The organism is Sphingopyxis sp., from assembly GCF_016463645.1.
GTDB lineage: Bacteria > Pseudomonadota > Alphaproteobacteria > Sphingomonadales > Sphingomonadaceae > Sphingopyxis.
Genome location: NZ_JAEMQX010000018.1, coordinates 14,559 through 30,285, shown reverse-complemented (window position 1 = coordinate 30,285; position 15,727 = coordinate 14,559). Strand labels below are relative to the sequence as shown.

The 15,727-nt window shown below is 65.7% G+C and carries 13 protein-coding genes and 1 tRNA gene; 2 read left to right on the top strand and 12 right to left on the bottom strand.

Going from position 1 to position 15,727, the window contains the following annotated elements; all coding sequences use genetic code 11:
- Nucleotides 1–82: 82 nt before the first annotated feature.
- The 5 genes from JHC57_RS06475 to JHC57_RS06455 all read right to left on the bottom strand — a co-directional run bounded on the left by JHC57_RS06475 (nt 83) and on the right by JHC57_RS06455 (nt 2,930).
- Nucleotides 83–517 carry a MucR family transcriptional regulator gene (locus JHC57_RS06475; RefSeq protein ID WP_294029188.1) on the bottom strand — a complete coding sequence of 145 codons (435 nt, stop codon included), beginning with the start codon at nt 515–517 and terminating at the stop codon, nt 83–85.
- Between the two features lie 121 nt (nt 518–638).
- Nucleotides 639–1,109: a GNAT family N-acetyltransferase gene (locus JHC57_RS06470; protein WP_294029187.1), complete on the bottom strand. Its 471-nt coding sequence runs from the start codon at nt 1,107–1,109 to the stop codon at nt 639–641.
- The gene (gene tsaB / locus JHC57_RS06465; protein ID WP_294029186.1) at nt 1,106–1,723 is read right to left on the bottom strand and encodes a tRNA (adenosine(37)-N6)-threonylcarbamoyltransferase complex dimerization subunit type 1 TsaB; all 618 of its coding nucleotides are present in this window, start codon (nt 1,721–1,723) and stop codon (nt 1,106–1,108) included. Before tsaB ends, JHC57_RS06470 begins: the two co-directional genes overlap by 4 nt.
- A 16-nt stretch (nt 1,724–1,739) precedes the next feature.
- Nucleotides 1,740–2,333, bottom strand: a complete 594-nt coding sequence (locus JHC57_RS06460) for a malonic semialdehyde reductase (protein WP_294029185.1) — start codon at nt 2,331–2,333, stop codon at nt 1,740–1,742.
- Nucleotides 2,334–2,357: 24 nt separating this feature from the next.
- Nucleotides 2,358–2,930 (bottom strand): NifU family protein, encoded by a 573-nt coding sequence (locus tag JHC57_RS06455; protein WP_294029184.1) that lies wholly within the window; start codon nt 2,928–2,930, stop codon nt 2,358–2,360.
- 63 nt (nt 2,931–2,993) lie between these two features.
- Here JHC57_RS06455 and JHC57_RS06450 point away from each other — a divergent pair, with 63 nt between their 5' ends.
- Together JHC57_RS06450 and JHC57_RS06445 are read left to right on the top strand one after the other, a co-directional pair.
- The gene (locus JHC57_RS06450; protein WP_294029183.1) at nt 2,994–3,863 is read left to right on the top strand and encodes a hypothetical protein; all 870 of its coding nucleotides are present in this window, start codon (nt 2,994–2,996) and stop codon (nt 3,861–3,863) included.
- A gap of 73 nt (nt 3,864–3,936) precedes the next feature.
- Nucleotides 3,937–4,012 (top strand) — tRNA-Thr (locus JHC57_RS06445).
- A 4-nt stretch (nt 4,013–4,016) separates the two neighbouring features.
- On the opposite strand, the gene JHC57_RS06440 is transcribed toward JHC57_RS06445, so the two are convergent.
- The 7 genes from JHC57_RS06440 to JHC57_RS06410 are packed head-to-tail and all read right to left on the bottom strand — an operon-like array spanning nt 4,017 to nt 15,722.
- The gene (locus JHC57_RS06440) at nt 4,017–6,545 is read right to left on the bottom strand and encodes a glycoside hydrolase family 3 C-terminal domain-containing protein (RefSeq protein ID WP_294029182.1); all 2,529 of its coding nucleotides are present in this window, start codon (nt 6,543–6,545) and stop codon (nt 4,017–4,019) included.
- Entirely contained in the window at nt 6,545–6,877 is a 333-nt protein-coding gene (locus tag JHC57_RS06435) for a hypothetical protein (RefSeq protein ID WP_294029181.1), read from the bottom strand. Before JHC57_RS06435 ends, JHC57_RS06440 begins: the two co-directional genes overlap by 1 nt.
- Nucleotides 6,874–8,547: an AMP-binding protein gene (locus JHC57_RS06430; RefSeq protein WP_294029180.1), complete on the bottom strand. Its 1,674-nt coding sequence runs from the start codon at nt 8,545–8,547 to the stop codon at nt 6,874–6,876. The genes JHC57_RS06435 and JHC57_RS06430 overlap by 4 nt, the downstream gene beginning before the upstream one ends.
- The gene (locus tag JHC57_RS06425; protein WP_294029179.1) at nt 8,544–10,142 is read right to left on the bottom strand and encodes a tannase/feruloyl esterase family alpha/beta hydrolase; all 1,599 of its coding nucleotides are present in this window, start codon (nt 10,140–10,142) and stop codon (nt 8,544–8,546) included. Before JHC57_RS06425 ends, JHC57_RS06430 begins: the two co-directional genes overlap by 4 nt.
- Nucleotides 10,139–10,987, bottom strand: a complete 849-nt coding sequence (locus JHC57_RS06420; RefSeq protein WP_294029178.1) for an alpha/beta hydrolase — start codon at nt 10,985–10,987, stop codon at nt 10,139–10,141. The genes JHC57_RS06425 and JHC57_RS06420 overlap by 4 nt, the downstream gene beginning before the upstream one ends.
- A gap of 14 nt (nt 10,988–11,001) precedes the next feature.
- Nucleotides 11,002–12,465, bottom strand: a complete 1,464-nt coding sequence (locus JHC57_RS06415) for a carboxylesterase family protein (protein WP_294029177.1) — start codon at nt 12,463–12,465, stop codon at nt 11,002–11,004.
- Complete coding sequence (locus tag JHC57_RS06410; protein ID WP_294029176.1) at nt 12,462–15,722, bottom strand: alpha-L-rhamnosidase; 3,261 nt, start codon at nt 15,720–15,722, stop codon at nt 12,462–12,464. The genes JHC57_RS06415 and JHC57_RS06410 overlap by 4 nt, the downstream gene beginning before the upstream one ends.
- Between the last annotated feature and the right edge of the window lie 5 nt (nt 15,723–15,727).

Sequence of the window (15,727 nt, the reverse complement as noted above, 5' to 3'; positions counted from 1 at the left end):
GCATGCCCTGCAGATAGGACAAGGGCGGCACCCCTACGACGCCGCCCTTCCCTGCTCCCGATGGAGCGATTTATCGCACGGGTCAGGCCTTGGCCTTGCGCTTGCGCCCGCCGCCACGGCCCTTGGTGCCGAGGCCGATTTCCTTCGCCAGCGCGCGGCGCTTTTCGGCATAGTTGGGCGCGACCATCGGATAGTCGGCGGGAAGACCCCATTTCGCGCGATAGTCGTCGGGGGTCATGCCATAATGCGTCATCAGGTGGCGGCGCAGCATCTTCAGCTTTTTGCCGTCCTCAAGGCAGACAATATAGTCGGGCTTGACGGAGGTGCGGATCGACACCGCCGGCACCAGCTTTTCCTCGACGACCGGTTCGGTACCGAGGCCCGACAAGGCGGCGTGCACATTATTGATCAAAATGGAGAGGTCTGAAATGGCGACGCTGTTATTGCTGACATGGGCAGCAACGATGTCGGCCGTCAGCGTAACAAGCATCTCGTTGGTATCGGCTTGATCGGACATGAGACTATTCCTTGATATATATTACCCAGAAGAAGGAATGGCAAATATTGGATTTTTTCTTTCGCCGGGGCGATTTCTGCCACTCTGGATGCAATTCTGCAATGACCGATCAGAGGCGATTCTACGTAGTATCCGATTGCCGCATCGTAATCGCATCGCGAACCACGCCATCGCTGCCGCGATAGTAGGCCGAACGTCGGCCGCACTCAGCGAAACCCGCGCGCTCGTATAAATGAATCGCGTCGTTGTCGGCGCGCATTTCGAGGAAATAGTCTTCGGCGCCCTGACCGCCGGCCCAGACACGCCAGTCATCGATCAGTAATGCGCCAATACCGCGGCCGCGAAATTGCGGATCGACCGCAAGCAGCAGCAATTCGCTTTCGGGACCAGCGATCCGCGCCGCCGAAAAGCCACAGGCTTCGTCGCCATCCCACGCCAGACAAACGCGTGCCGACGGGAGCGCGAACAGGGTCAGAAGCTGCGCGCCGCTCCACGCCTCCCCATAAGCGGGGTCGAAAGCGGCATCCATGACGCGCATCACCGCGGCAAGATCGGACACGCGGGCGGTGGCAAGGCGGATCTCGCCCGTCATGTCGGCGCCATCGGCCTGGCGTCGGGCGCGCGGCCATAGATCGGCGCCGGCCGATCGATCAGCGCCGAAGGCGGCAGCCGCCCGAAGGCGCGCGCATCGGGCAATGTCGCGATCGCGCGCCCCGAACCGCGACGCGCAACAAAGGGCTCCGCGCGATTGCCGACCACCAGATCGTCGGCGAGCCCGACCGCGTCATCGGGCAGGAGCGAGCGCACATCTCCGCGTGGTGTCAGGTCGGCGGCGAAGGGCTGGACGAACCATTGGCCGTGGCCGCCCTCCATCACGACCAGCGCACCGTTCGCGGCCGCGATCTCGTCGGCCAGGGTCGCGGCCACGAGGGCAAGCGTCGAAAAGCCATGGACCGGTACCTGCCAGCCAAGCGCCAGCGCGCGCGCCGCGGCGACACCGATGCGCACGCCCGCAAAGCTGCCGGGGCCGCATCCCGCGACGATCAGATCGGCACGGCCTCCGTCCGCGAGTTCGGCGATCAGCGGAACGAGGCGTTCGGCGTGCCCGCGTCCGATGACCTCGTGGCGATAATCGACGATTGCACCGGCATCAAGCAACGCCACCGAACAGGCTTCGCTCGCCGAATCGATCACCAGATGCCGCATATGAGTGACGGTTCGCTCAGGCGATACGGTTGAAGCGGGCGAAGTCGGGACGCGGGCTGCGCTCGAAGATCGTCGCCGGGTCACCATAGCCGAGGGTGGAGATGAAATTGCTCTTCACATGCGGCTGGTCGGCAAAGAAAGCCTCATCGACCGCGGCGTTGTTGAAGCCCGACATCGGCCCGGTATCGAGACCGAGCGCGCGCGCGGCGAGGATGAAATAGGCGCCCTGCAGGCTCGAATTGCGGAAAGCCGTCGTCGCGGCGAGCGCGTCGTTGCCGACGAACCAACTGCGCGCATCGGTGTGCGGGAACAGTTCGGGAAGATGTTCGAAGAACTGGTTGTCGGCCGCGATGATCGCGGTGACCGGTGCCGCGAGGATCTTTTCGGCGTTGGCGGGCAGCGCGAACGCCGCGAGCTTTGCCTTCGCCTCGTCCGAAACGCACCAGACGATCCTTGCCGGCAGGCTGTTCGCGCTGGTCGGACCGAATTTCACCAGATCCCAGATCGCTTGGAGCTGGGCTTCGGAGACGGCTTTGTCGAGATAGCCGTTATAGGTGCGCGCGGTACGAAACAGCTGGTCGAGAGCGCTGTCGGAAAGCGGCTCGCTCATGGGGCATCTCCTGAATTGGACTGGTCAGACGGCGTGAACTGCCGTTACCTCGGGAACATAATGTTTCAAGAGGGACTCGATGCCATTCTTCAAGGTCGCGGTCGAGGAGGGGCAACCGGCGCAGGCGCCCTGCATCTTCAGATACACATTGCCCTTGTCGAAACCCCGATAGACGATGTCGCCGCCGTCGTTGGCGACCGCGGGGCGCACCCGCGTTTCGATCAGTTCCTTGATCTGCTCGACGATATCGGCGTCGGCGGGGTCGTCGGCGAAGCCCTCATCCTCGGCGGGAACCGAAAAGCCCGCGCTCGCAGCGTTGAACAGCGGTACGTCGGCGAGGAAATGATCCATCACGATGCCGAGCACGTCGGGCTTCACATCGGCCCATTCGGCGCCGGGCGCGATCGTCACCGACACGAATTCGCGTCCGAAAAAGACGCCCGTCACGTCGCCGAGCGAGAAAAGCGCACTGGCGAGTGGCGATGCCTCTGCCTCTTCGGGGCTGGCAAAGTCGCGGGTTCCCGTCTCCATCACCGCCCGGCCGGGCAGGAATTTGAGCGTCGCGGGATTGGGCGTCGATTCGGTTTCGATCAGCATGGGTTGCATGTGGGGCGGAGCAAGGCTTTGTGCAAGACGACATGCATGCGCTAAGGCGCATCGATGCGTCGCTTCACCCATTTCGCCGCCCTCGACTGGTCGGGCGCCCGCGGCGAACGACAGCGCGGGATTGCGCTGGCGGTCGCGAGCGGGGCGGCGGCACCGGCGTTGGTGCGGCCGGGACATGTCTGGTCGCGCGCCGAAATGCTGTCCTGGCTGGAAGGCGTAGCGGCCGCGGGCGAAGACATGCTGATCGGCTTCGACTTTTCGGCGGCCTTTGCCTTCACCGACCGTGACGCCTATTTTCCGGAGTGGAGCGACAGCCCGCCCGACATGGCGGCGCTGTGGGCGCTCGTCGAACGGCTGGCCGGGGACGATCCGCATTATGAGGCGACGGGATTTCTGACCCATACAGAAGCGCGGCGGCATTTCCGCCAGCCCGGCTCGGTCGGCGACCTGTTCGAAACCGGCGCCGGACGCTTGCGAATCGTCGAACAATATCAACGCGCGACGAGGCAGGCCGCCAGCGTCAGCAATTTCAACCTCGTCGGCGCGGCGCAGGTCGGCAAGGCCAGCCTGTCGGGCATGCGGCTGCTCCACCGCCTGCATCGCCGCATGCCGCTATGGCCGCTCGATCCCTTGCCCGCATCGGGCCCGGTCCTCGTTGAAATCTATACCAGCCTCGCGGCGCGGGCGGCGGGCCTGCCGCCGGGGCGGAGCAAGATACGCGACGGCGCGCTGCTCGACAGAGCGCTGGCGGCTCTGGGCTCGCCGCCAGCGGGCATGACCGGACCGGTAAGCGATCATGCGAGCGATGCGCTGCTCGCCGCGGCATGGTTGCGCGCCGTCGCCGACGGTAGCGCGGCCTGGTCGCCAGCGCCGCTCACCGACTCCCTCGCGAAAACCGAAGGCTGGACCTTCGGCATCGTTTGAAATCTGTCATCCGGTGCATTTTCCTGTCGCCGGATATTTCCATCCGGCTGAAAAATGCTAAGGGGCGCCAAGGGCCGGCTTAGCTCAGTTGGTAGAGCACCTGATTTGTAATCAGGGGGCCACGGGTTCGAATCCTGTAGCCGGCACCATCGCTCATTCCGCCATCACCTCGATCTCGCGCTGTTGGCGAATATCGGCCGACGAGGATCCGGCGAGAATCCGGTAGCGGCCCGGGACGACGCGCCACTTCCCTTGTTCGGCATCGAAGCGGGAAAAGGCCCGCGGATCGAGCGTTACCGATACCGTCCGGCGCGCACCGGGCGCGAGATCGACCTTGGCAAAACCGCGCAGTGCGACCGGAGCGTCGCCCTCGCCGGGGGTCACGGCAGCGACGTAAAGCTGCACGACCTCCTTGCCCGCTCGCCTGCCCTCGTTGCGGAGCGTTATCTTCGCCGCAACGGCGTCATCGGCCCGGATCCGCGCGGGCGCCGACAGCGCCGAATAGGCGAAATGCGTGTAGCTGAGGCCGTGACCGAAGGCGAAAAGCGGTTTCACGCCTTTCGCGACATAGCCGCGGTAGCCGACCAGCAATCCTTCGGAATAGGGCGTCCTGGCACCCTTGAGGTTGACCGTGTCGTCCTCGGTCCGCGCCGGGAAGGTCACCGGAAGCTTGCCAGACGGGTTGACCTTGCCGGTCAGTATGTTGGCGAGCGCAGCGGCGCCGCCTTCGCCGGGCAGCCACATGTCGACGATCGCGGGTGCCTTGTCGGTCCAGGGCATCGTCATCGCCGCGCCCGCGTTCACGACGATCGCGGTCTTCGGATTGGCGGCAATGACCGCCTCGACGAGCTTGTTCTGGTCGCCCGGCAGGTCGAGCGAGGTGCGATCGTACCCCTCGCCCTCGGTCGTTGAAGACGACCCGACGAACACGACCGCAGCGTCGGCGCCACGCGCTGCCGCGACCGCCTCTTCGAATGACGGCAACGGCTCCCGAATGCCGAAGCTCAGATATTCGTACGGCGTCTGACCGTTCACATAGTCGAGCCGGATCGGGTAGCTGCGCCCCGCCTCGAGTTCGACCGACACGGTGCGCCGCGGGATCGGAAAACCGAGCACATCGCGGATATCGGGCTTCGACGCGCTTTCCTTCGACAGCACGGTCTTGCCGTCGAGCGTGATCGTCGCATTGCCCGTGCCGCGCGTGCTGAAATCATAGGTGCCGCTCTTGTCGGGCCAGAACAGCCCCTCCCAGCGAAACGCCGAATAGCCGGTGACCTGCGGTCCGGCGATATTGCCGCTGATCCGCTTGAGGAAGCTCTTTGCGGTTTCGCGCTTCACCGGCTCGCCGCTCATATCGGCATTGGCGTAGTAGGTGGCGGCGAGGCCGGTCACGCCGCGATCGGCCCCCGGGCTGAACAGTTTCGGATTGGCGCCCGGCGGCGTCTCCTCATTGTCGACGCCGCGCGCATAAACGATCTTCACCCCCGGCAACGCCGCCTTGAGCGCGGCAAGCGGCGTGCTCGTCTCGAACGGCACCACCGCCGAGCTGCCGCCGCCCTGGATACGCACGACATCAGCGTTGGGGCCGATCACCGCGAGCGACTTGATCGACGACGGGAGCGGCAGGACGCCGCTGTTCTTGAGCAACACGATCGCTTCCTCGGCTGCGCTCTGCGCGAGCGCGGCGTTGCGCGGCATTTCGTCGGCGACCGGACGCGCGACGCCGCGTTCGATCGCGCCGCTGCGCACGATCAGCCGCACCATGCGGCGGGCATTATCGTCGATCTGCGCCATCGTAACCTTGCCTTCGTCGACCGCTTTCCTGAGCTTGGGCCCGAAATGGTTCGGCGGCCCCGGCATTTCGAGATCCATGCCGGCGTTGACCGTCGTCGCGGTCGAATGGACCGCGCCCCAGTCGGACACGACGAACCCCTTGTAACCCCATTCACCCTTGAGCAGGTCGGTGAGCAGCCAGCGGTTCTCGGCCGCATGCGTGCCGTTGATCTTGTTGTACGACGCCATTACCGACCAGGGGTCACCCTCCTTGATCACCGTTTCGAACGCCGGAAGATAGATTTCGCGCAGCGTGCGCGGATCGACCACGGAGTCGACGATGAAGCGGTTGGTTTCCTGATTGTTCGCTGCGAAATGCTTGAGCGAGACACCGATGCCGCCCCCCTGCGCGCCCTTCACATAGCCGAGTCCGATCTGGCCCGCCAGATAAGGGTCTTCCGAATAGGTTTCGAAATTCCGGCCCCAGCGGGGGGTGCGGACGATATTGACCGTCGGCGCAAGCAGCACGTCGGCGCCGTGCGCGAGCGTTTCCTTGCCGATCGCCGCGCCGACCTCGGCTGCGAGATCCGGGTTCCACGTCGCCGCCATCGCGACGCCGACAGGAAAGACGGTCGCAGGCTTGCCCTCGGGCGAGCGCACGCCTGTCGGCCCGTCGGTCATGCGGATCGACGGGATGCCAAGCCGTTCGATCGCGTTCAGCGTCATCGAGCTTTCGCCCGCGAGCAGCAGGATCTTCTCGTCGAGCGTCAGCCGCCCCATCAGGTCGTCGACCCGCGCCTCGATCGGCGCCGCTTTGTCCTTGTAGATCATTTCCTGGGCCTGGGCGCCGGACAGGGCTACCATGGAGGACAGCATGCTTGCCGCCAGATAGGCCGTCCGGCTCTTCATTACTTGATCTCCGCCAGATCCTTGGCCGTCGCGGCCAGCATCTCGTCAGTGATCTTGCCGTTCGAATAGGGCTGGAGCTGCGTCAGGCTGATCGCCTTGAACATCTCATATTCGGGAAGCGCGATCATGCCGGGGAAATGCTTTTCGATCACCGCCTTCCCCTTTTCATCGGCAACGATGTCCTGCAGCGGGGTGTCGAGATTGAACTTCGCATCGCTTGCCGGCGCAGCGTCGGCCGCCGGTGCGGGCTGTGCGGGTGCCGGCGCGGCGGTGTCCTGGGCGGAAGCGGGAGCGGCGGCCATCAGCGCTGCAACAAACATGGCAGTTTTCATTTTGCTTCTTCCTTTTCGAGATCGGCGACCATCGCTTCTCTGATCAGATATTTCTGAACTTTCCCCGTCACCGTCGTGGGGAATTCACCGACGATACGCACGTAGCGCGGGACTTTATAGTGGGCGATCTGGCCGCGGCAGAATTCGCGGATCGCTTCGGCATCGGCGCTCGCGCCGGGCTTCAGCCGCACCCACGCGCAAAGCTCCTCGCCCATCCGCTCGTCGGGGATGCCGACGACCGCGACATCCTCGACCGCGGGGTGGCGATAGAGATAATCCTCGACCTCGCGCGGGTAGATATTCTCGCCGCCGCGGATCACCATATCCTTGAGGCGACCGACGATATTGCCATACCCCTCGGCATCGATCGTCGCGAGATCGCCCGAGTGCATCCAGCCGTCCTCGTCGACCGATTCCGCCGTACGCTGCGGTTCGTCCCAATAGCCGATCATCACCGAATAGCCGCGCGTGCAAAGTTCGCCGGGCTCGCCCACAGGCACGATATTACCCTCGATATCCACGATCTTGCATTCGAGGTGCGGCTGGACGCGGCCGATCGAGCCGACACGGCGTTCGAAGGGGTCATCGGGCGCGGTCTGGAAACTGACCGGGCTGGTTTCGGTCATGCCATAGGCGATCGTCACGTCGCGCATGTTCAGCCGGTCGACCACCTGCCGCATCAGCGGCTCGGGACAGATCGCGCCCGCCATGCAGCCGGTGCGCAGCGAGGAGACATCGAACTTGTCGAACTCGGGATGCGCGAGCACCGCGATGAACATCGTCGGCACGCCGTAGAGCGCGGTGCAACGCTCCGCCGCGACCGCACGCAGCACCGCTTCGGGATCGAAGCCTTCGGACGGATAGATCATCACCGCGCCGTGGGTGATGCTCGCCAGATTGCCCATCACCATGCCGAAGCAATGATAGAGCGGCACCGGGATGCAGATGCGGTCGTCCTCGGTCAGCCCCTGCGTGCGGCCGACGAAATAACCGTTGTTGAGGATATTGCGATGGCTGAGCGTCGCGCCTTTCGGCAGGCCTGTGGTGCCACTGGTGAACTGGATGTTGATCGCGTCGTTCGGGTCGAGTGTCGGGCCGATCGCGGCGAGGCGCTGGCGATCGGCGTCGGTCGCATGGTCCTCCACATCGTCAAACGCCAACCAGCCCGGGCGGGCTCTGCCGATCAGGATCAGCGAGCGCAGCGTCGGTAACCTTGCGACGCGAAGCCCGCCCGGCGCGCTCTGTACTATCTCGGGCGCGAGCTCCTCGATCATTGCGGGATAGTCGCTGGTCTTGAAACTGGTCGCGGCGACGAGCGCCGACAGCCCGACCTTGTTGACCGTATATTCGACCTCGGACAATCGATAGGCGGGGTTGATCGTGACGAGGATCAGCCCCGCGCGCGCAGCGGCGAACTGGGTCAGCGTCCATTCGACGCAGTTCGGCGCCCAGATGCCGATCCGGTCGCCCGGGTTCAGTCCGAGTGCGAGCAGCCCGGCCGCTAAGGCGTCGGATCGTTCGAGCAGTTCGGCAAAATTCCAGCGGATGCCCTGCCCGACCGAAACCAGCGCGTCGCGTTCACCCCAGCGATCGGCAGCGAGCGCAAGCGCATCGCCGATCGTATGTTCGATCAGCGGCGGTTCGATCGCCCCTTTGACGTGGCTTGTCATTTACCGGGCGCCTCGCACGCGAAGCTCGCGGCATCGTCGGTCGAGCCCTTGCCGTCCCATTTCGCGACCTTGGGGAAGGAGCAGAGGGGGCGCGTCCGTCCGGACTTTGCAGGCAGGCCGATATAGGCGAACAGGTCGTTGTCATATTTCGTCGCGATGATCCGCTCGGGCGCCGGCCCGCCCTGCCGCCAGCCGTCGAGCGGCGTCAGCGGGTCGAAATTGTTGGGCCCCGGTCCGGCAAGGCAGTGCGACATGCCGGGAACCATGAACAAGCGGACCGAGGTGGACGCAGCCTTCGGGTTCGCCGCGACGAGACGCTCGTAATAATCGACGGTGTTCTGCGCCGGGATTCCGGCATCGTTCCAGCCATGATAGAGGATAAGCTTGCCCCCGCGCTTGTAGAAGGCGGCAAGGTCGGTCCGGTCGGCATCGAGATCACCGCCGACACGCGCCTTTGCCAGCGCATAGTCGCGGTCGAGATTGAAATCCGAGAGCTGCCAGTCGGGATTGGCGTGGACAAAATAACGAAAGAAGGCGGTGCCGAATTTCACATGCTGCGACGTCTTGCCGGTCAGCCACTGCGACCAGGTGCCCGCCTCGGCCTCAGCGCCGGGAGCGAATCCGGGGTAGAAGCCTTTGCCGTCGGCGGTCTTCGGCCCTTCGTAGAAGAGCTTCGCGGTAGCGACTTCGCCCGGAGTCAGGCAGTCCGCGCCCTCACCGCCCTTGCACGCAAGCTTCGCGGGGTCGAAATGGCAGGCGCGCGGATCATCGATCACGCCATCCTTGACGCCGTCGAGGCTGTCACACTGACCGAGCGACGCCGATTGGAGCAGCTTCAGCTTTGCCATCGACAAATCGCCGCCGGGCTTGCCCGCCACGACGGCATTGTTCGCAAAGGCGCTCGCCATCCGCGTCCAAGGCATCGCGGGCGCACCTGCGATGATCGCGTCATAGTCGCCCGGGAAACGCTGCGCGAGGGTGAGCGCTTGCCGGCCGCCATCCGAACAGCCGTGGAAATAGCTCGCCGCAAGCGGGCCTTCATAATAGGCCGCGATCACCTGCTTGGCGGTTTCGGCGCCGACATGATTGGCGCGCCAGCCATAGTCGCGGATCTTTTCGGGCGCGCCCAGCGCCCAGCTCGCGTCGACATCGGCTTCGCCGAAATGCCCCATATCGGTGCCGACCGCGGCATAGCCCTTTTGCACCGCACCGCGCATCAAGAGCGACGGCAGCAGCATGTTCGCGCCGAAGCCGCCGTTGCCCGCACCGAGCAGCTTGCCATTCCAGCCCGCGTGTTCGGGCAGCCATACCTCGACCTTGATCGACGATCCCGGCACCGGCGACAGCGTCGCCTGCACACGGCAGAAGGCGGCAGGTGCCGGCAGACCGGGCTTGCCTGCCTCCAGATCGACCATTGCGCCACCCGCGAGCGAGGTCGCGGCATTGATCTTGCCGTCCTTCAGCGCCATGCCGGCCAACGCTTCGCAGCCGCCGACCTTTTGGCCGGAAGATGCGGGTGTCGGCGCGGGCTCGTTCGCGGTGCACGCGGCGAGCAGCGTCCCACCGGCGAGCAGGAGGAACGATGCGGTCCTCATTTGCCGACGAGTCCCTGGCTGCGCAGCCATGTCGCCATCGCCTCGGTCCATGCGTCGCTCGCCTTGCCGCTCTTCTTCATGCCGAAACCATGGCCTCCGTTTTCATAGGTGACGATCCGCGTGCTCGCCCCTGCCTTTTCCCAAGCGGCGGCGAGGCGCACGCTGTCGTCGTGCGCCAACTTGTCGTCCTCTGCCACCGCGACGAACAGCGGCGGCGCCTTCTTCGGCACCGCGATCGTGTAGGGCAGCAGGCCGGGGTAGATGGCTATCGCGAAGTCGGGTCGGCTCGCAGGCTTGTTCGCCGTCAGCGTCCACACCGTCACCGCGCCGCCCGCCGAAAAGCCCATCAGCCCGACACGGTTCGATTTGATGCCGTAACGGGCGGCGTTCGTCCGCACCCACTTCACCGCATTCTCACCGTCGGCAGTCGCGAGCGGGCGCAGTGGCTCAACCGCAGTGCGCAGCGCGGGAAGATTGGAGAGATAGCGCATCATCTGGATCGGAAAGTCGGCGCCGGTTTCGAGCAGGCGATATTTGAGCACGAAGGCCGTGACACCCTGGCTGTTCAGCCACTTCGCGACCGCTTCACCCTCATTGTCGATCGACAGCATGTGAAAGCCGCCGCCGGGCGCGATGATCACTGCGGTGCCGTTGGGCTTGTCGGCCACATAGGGGGTGAGCGTCGCATCGGACACGTTGCGCACGATCGTGCCAAAGGGCCCGGTTTCGCGCACTTCCTTCGAGGTCGCGGGAACCGGATCCGACGAAAGGCGGATCACTTCCCACGCACAGGCGGGGATCGCGACGATGGCGAGCGCGCCCGCGATGACGGCAGAGAGGCGCATGATCATGTCCTTCATCATTTTCCGTCCCGTGCCGCTGCGATGGCGGTGAGTGCAGGCCTCGTGCCCGGCGCCATCGCGGTCTCGCCGAGGCCGATCGAAAGCAGCTGCGGCGACGCGGGATCGAGGCGTGCCCAGACAGGCAGCCCGCTGCCGTTGGGATCGCCGGTCTTTGCGAAGTTGGTCCAGTAATCGCCGAGTTGCTTCGCCGCGGCGCGGTCGGCGGCGGTCGCATCGGTGGTCAGGTTGCCGAACTGGAACGCGACGTCAGATGCATGGACCGCGCCGATATCGGGCTTGCGCTGCCCCTCGGCGACATAGCCGAAGCGATAAAGCCAGGTTGGCGCCCCGGCGCGGGCCTGCAACAGGCCGAAGGCGAGCGCCGGTTCGGCGAACATCGCATCGCCGCCGAGCCGCCGGTTTGCCTCCTCTTCGCTGGCGTAGGCCGCCTTCACGCCGGCGGCGGCCGGGCCGAGTGCCTTTTCCACCGGACCGTTGACCATCGCGCGGAACGGCGCGGGGATGAAGCCGAGCTCGTCGTCGTTGCTCCCGATGATATAGGGAATGCGCGCCTGCCTGCCCTCGGCAAAAATCATCCCGGCGCCAGCCGGAACGATCGTCCCGTCGGTCATCGGTCCCGAATAGCGGTCCTCTTCCTTGCTCATCAGCGCGATGCTGCCGAGCACCTTGTCCGCCGGCAGAGCGCGAAGCGCCGCGGCATCAGCGGCGCCTGCACGCGTACCGAATGCCTCACCCTTCGCCTGCGCATCGGCCAGTGTCGGCCAGTCGTCGCGGCCGCCGCCCGAGGCGACGATCGCGCGCGCGAAAAGCCCCTTGGCGGCGGGCGATGCCATCAGGCGCGACACGGACTCGCCACCCGCGCTTTCGCCAAAGATGGTGACCTTCGCCGGATCGCCGCCGAACGCTGCAATATTGCGCTGAACCCATTTCAGCGCCGCGACCTGGTCCATCAGCCCCCAGTTGCCATCCTTGCCCAGCGCGGGATGCGCGAAGAAGCCGAAGCGGCCGAGGCGGTAGTTGAAGCTGACGACCACGACATCGCGCTTCGCGAGCAGGCCGCCGTCGGTTTCGGGCAAGGTGCCCGACCCGCCGACGAAGCCGCCGCCGTGGATCCAGACCATCACCGGAAGCTTCGCGCCTTTCGCAGGCTTCGGCGTCCAGACGTTGAGCGTCAGGCAATCCTCGCTCATCGGCCGCGAGCCGGGCTGAATACCGGGCAGCGGGTTTTGCATGCAGTCGGGGCCATAAGCGGTCGCATCGCGCGGCGCGCTCCACGAGGTGACCGGCGCCGGCGGGCTCCAGCGAAGATTGCCGACGGGCGCCGCTGCATAGGGAAGTCCCTTGAACGATGCGATGCCGTCGGCGGTCGCGCCCGCGGCAACGCCGCTGTCGATCGTCACCTGCTGTGCGGAAACGGGCGACGCCACTGCCGCGGCCGAAAGAATTAAACCGCGGATCATGGCGTGCCTCCGGTGTTGAAGATGAAACGGCCGGGTCCGGTGCGATAGACTGCATAGCCCCGCTCCGACCGGACGACCTGCGCCCCCGACGGCGCGGCGATCCCGCCGAAGCGCGTCGGCACCCAGATTTCGCCGGTCGTATTCGGCGGCACCTCGACGGTGAGCGTCAACTTGCTGCGCGACGCGACCTGCCACCCCGAGAAGGCGCGGCCGTGGACCGTGTCCATCGCCGCCTCGGCGCTGGCGAGGCCGTCGGGGATCGCGGGTTTGACGAGTACCACCTTGTACCCCGGTGCGCCCGGACGCAGCCCGGCGAGCCGCTGGCGCATCCAGTCGGCGATCGAGGCGAAATAATGATGGTCGCGCGACCGGCTGTTCAGGCTCCACGTCTCGAACATCGTCGAGTGACCATTCTGAATCCACCAGCCCCAGCCCGGCTCGTCGGTGCGCGTCGCGACGCGATAGGCAAGGTCGGCGTAGCCATAGTCGCTGAGGATTTCGAGCAGGTAGCGCGCGCCGTAGACCCCGGTGCGCAGCCCCTGTTTGTCGACGTCGCGCGCGATGGCGTCGGCGACGCTTTGTTCACGGCCTGCGGGCGCCATGCCGAACGCAAGCGGCAGGATATTCTGTACCTGCGTTGCCGGGCCAGTCACGCCCTTCGCATCGACCGTCCGGTACCAGCCATTGGCCGCGTCCCAGTAGCGCGCGTTATACGCTGTGCGAATATCGTCCGCGAGCTTCGCGTAGCGTACTGCGTCCTCGCCCTTGCCGACGACCGCCGACGATTTGGCGAGCAGGTCGGCTTCGTGGAAGAAATAGGCCGTCGTCACCGCGTCGATCCCGCCGCCGCGCGCATTGCTGTAATCCATGCCGCCCGCCGACGCCCATTCGGAGAGCCCCGCCGAACGCTGGTAGTCGGGTGCCTTGATGAAGGTCGCGGTATAATCGACCAGTCGGCGCTGCATGTCATGATTGTCGGCCAGGATACGCGTGTCGCCCGTGGTCGTGTAGAGTTCCCACGGCAGGATCATCGCCGCTGCATCCCATGGCGTCGTCGGCCCCCAGATCACGTTCCAGCCGGGGGTATTTTCATAGCCATAAAAGGGCGTCGTCGGCGCGATCTCGGGAACCTCGCCCTTCTCCGACTGCGCATCGCGGAAGTCGGCGAGCCATTTGGTCCAGACGCGCGCGATGTCGAGGCTGCGCGCCGCGGCGCCCGCCGACGCTTGCGCATCGCCGCTCCAGCCGTTCTTCTCATAGGTCGGCGTATCGGTCTGGAAACCGTGGAGATTGTTGAGGATCGATCCGATCGCTGCGGCGTCGATCTTGTTCAACAGCGGATTGGCGCTGGCAAAGCTGCCGGTGCGCGCGACCGCCGAATGGACGATACGCGCGGTCAGGGCGCCCTCGCCCGGCATACCCGGAAAACCATCGACCTGCACATAGCGGAACCCGCGATAGCCGAAGCGCGGCTCCCATCGTTCCACGCCCTTGCCCGCAAGCGTATAACGGTCGGTCTGGAGCTGCGCGTCGATCAGCCCGGCCGCCGGAACGACCTTGCCATCGTCGGCGATACGCTCGCTCGCGACCATCGATACCGTACGCCCGCGCGGGCCGCTGACCTCCAGCGCCGGCCATCCCGCAATAATGCGCCCGAAATCATAAACCTGGACGTCCGGCGCGACCTCTTTCACCACAACGGGCGAAATCGTCTCGACCGCTTCGATCGCTTCGGAGTTGGCGGCTACAAGCCGCCCCGCCGGCCCCGCAACGACCGGCGCCGCCTGCCATTTGCGATCACGGAACCCCGCGCGATCCCAGCCTGTCGGAACCCGTCGCGCGTCGTACCGTTCGCCGCGATGCACCGAGTCATTGAGCGTCGGACCCGATATCGTGCGCCAGCCACCGTCCGTGACGATCACCTCGCGCGTGCCGTCGGCATAGGTGATTTCGAGCTGGGCCTTGAGCGCAGGCTCGCCATGCCATGGCGCCGCATGGAAATACCATTCATTGGGGTCGGTCAGCCCGTACCAGCCGCGTCCCAGCTCGGCGCCGATAATATTCTCGCCGCAGCGCAGCAGGTCGGTCACGTCATGTGTATAGGCAAGTACACGCTTGTCATACGCGGTGAAGCCCGCACCGAGCGACGAGCCGACGACCGTGCCGTTGACCAAAAGCCGCGGCATCCCCGCCCCGGCAACATAGAGACGCGCGCTCGCGACCGGCTTGCCAACGCGAAAGGCGCGGCGAACGAGCGGTGCGGGTGCCTCGATCGGCAGCACCAGATCGACCCCCGGCACGCCGCTCGCGATCACCAGCCCCTCCTTCGACACACCGCCGCCGGTGAAGGGATTGTCACCGCCCGCGAAATCGAAAGCGACCGCCGGGCTTTGCGTCCCCGTCACACTGACCTTGTGAACGATGGCCGCCCCGGCTTCCTTGCCGGCGAAACCGATCGTGCCATGCTTGTGTGCGTCATTGTCGACGGTCGCAACGACCGCGCCGTCGATGCGCGTGACGATGCGGCTGCCCTCGGCACGGATCGACAGCGCGATGCGGCGGCCTTTGAGCGGCGCAGGCAGCTTGACCTGCCCCAACCGCTCCATCTTCACCGCCGAACTGGTGCCTCCGGGATAGCGACGCACGGTCTGGATGAGCTCGGGACCATTTTTGTCGTCAGCGAGCGTCCACACGTAGCTATCGCCGTAGGTCTTGCCGTTCGGCAGAGCACGGAACAAGATATCGACGCTTTTCCCTGTCAGCGTCAGATCGGCGTCGAACGTCAGATCGCCCCAGTCATGGTCGCGGCGTCCGGGCCCCGAAATCCATTTCGCCTGCCAGTCGCTGCCCGAAAGCAGCCCGGTTTCCCACCAGGCGGGTGCGCTCCAGCCCGAGGCCTTGCCCTCCGCATCCCAGACCTGCACCTGCCACCAATAACGTTGGCGCGACCCGAGAGCCGGGCCCGCATAGACGATCTGCACATTGTCGGAGGAGCCGACCCTGCCGCTATCCCACAGCGGCGCGCGTTCAAGATCCGCGGCCGATGTCGCCACGCGGATGCGATAGGCCCTCTGCCGCGCGACCGGCGACCGCCAGTCGAACCGCGGCGCCGCGGTGTCGAGGCCCAGCGGTGCCGTCGCATATTCGGTCCTGAGTTCGGCCGGCGCCTTGTCCTGCGCATCGGCCGGCGCAGCGGCGGCGCCAACCATCGCCAGCGCGCCCAGCAGCAGGCCTCGCAAGCGTCCGATCAGTGGCAACCCAA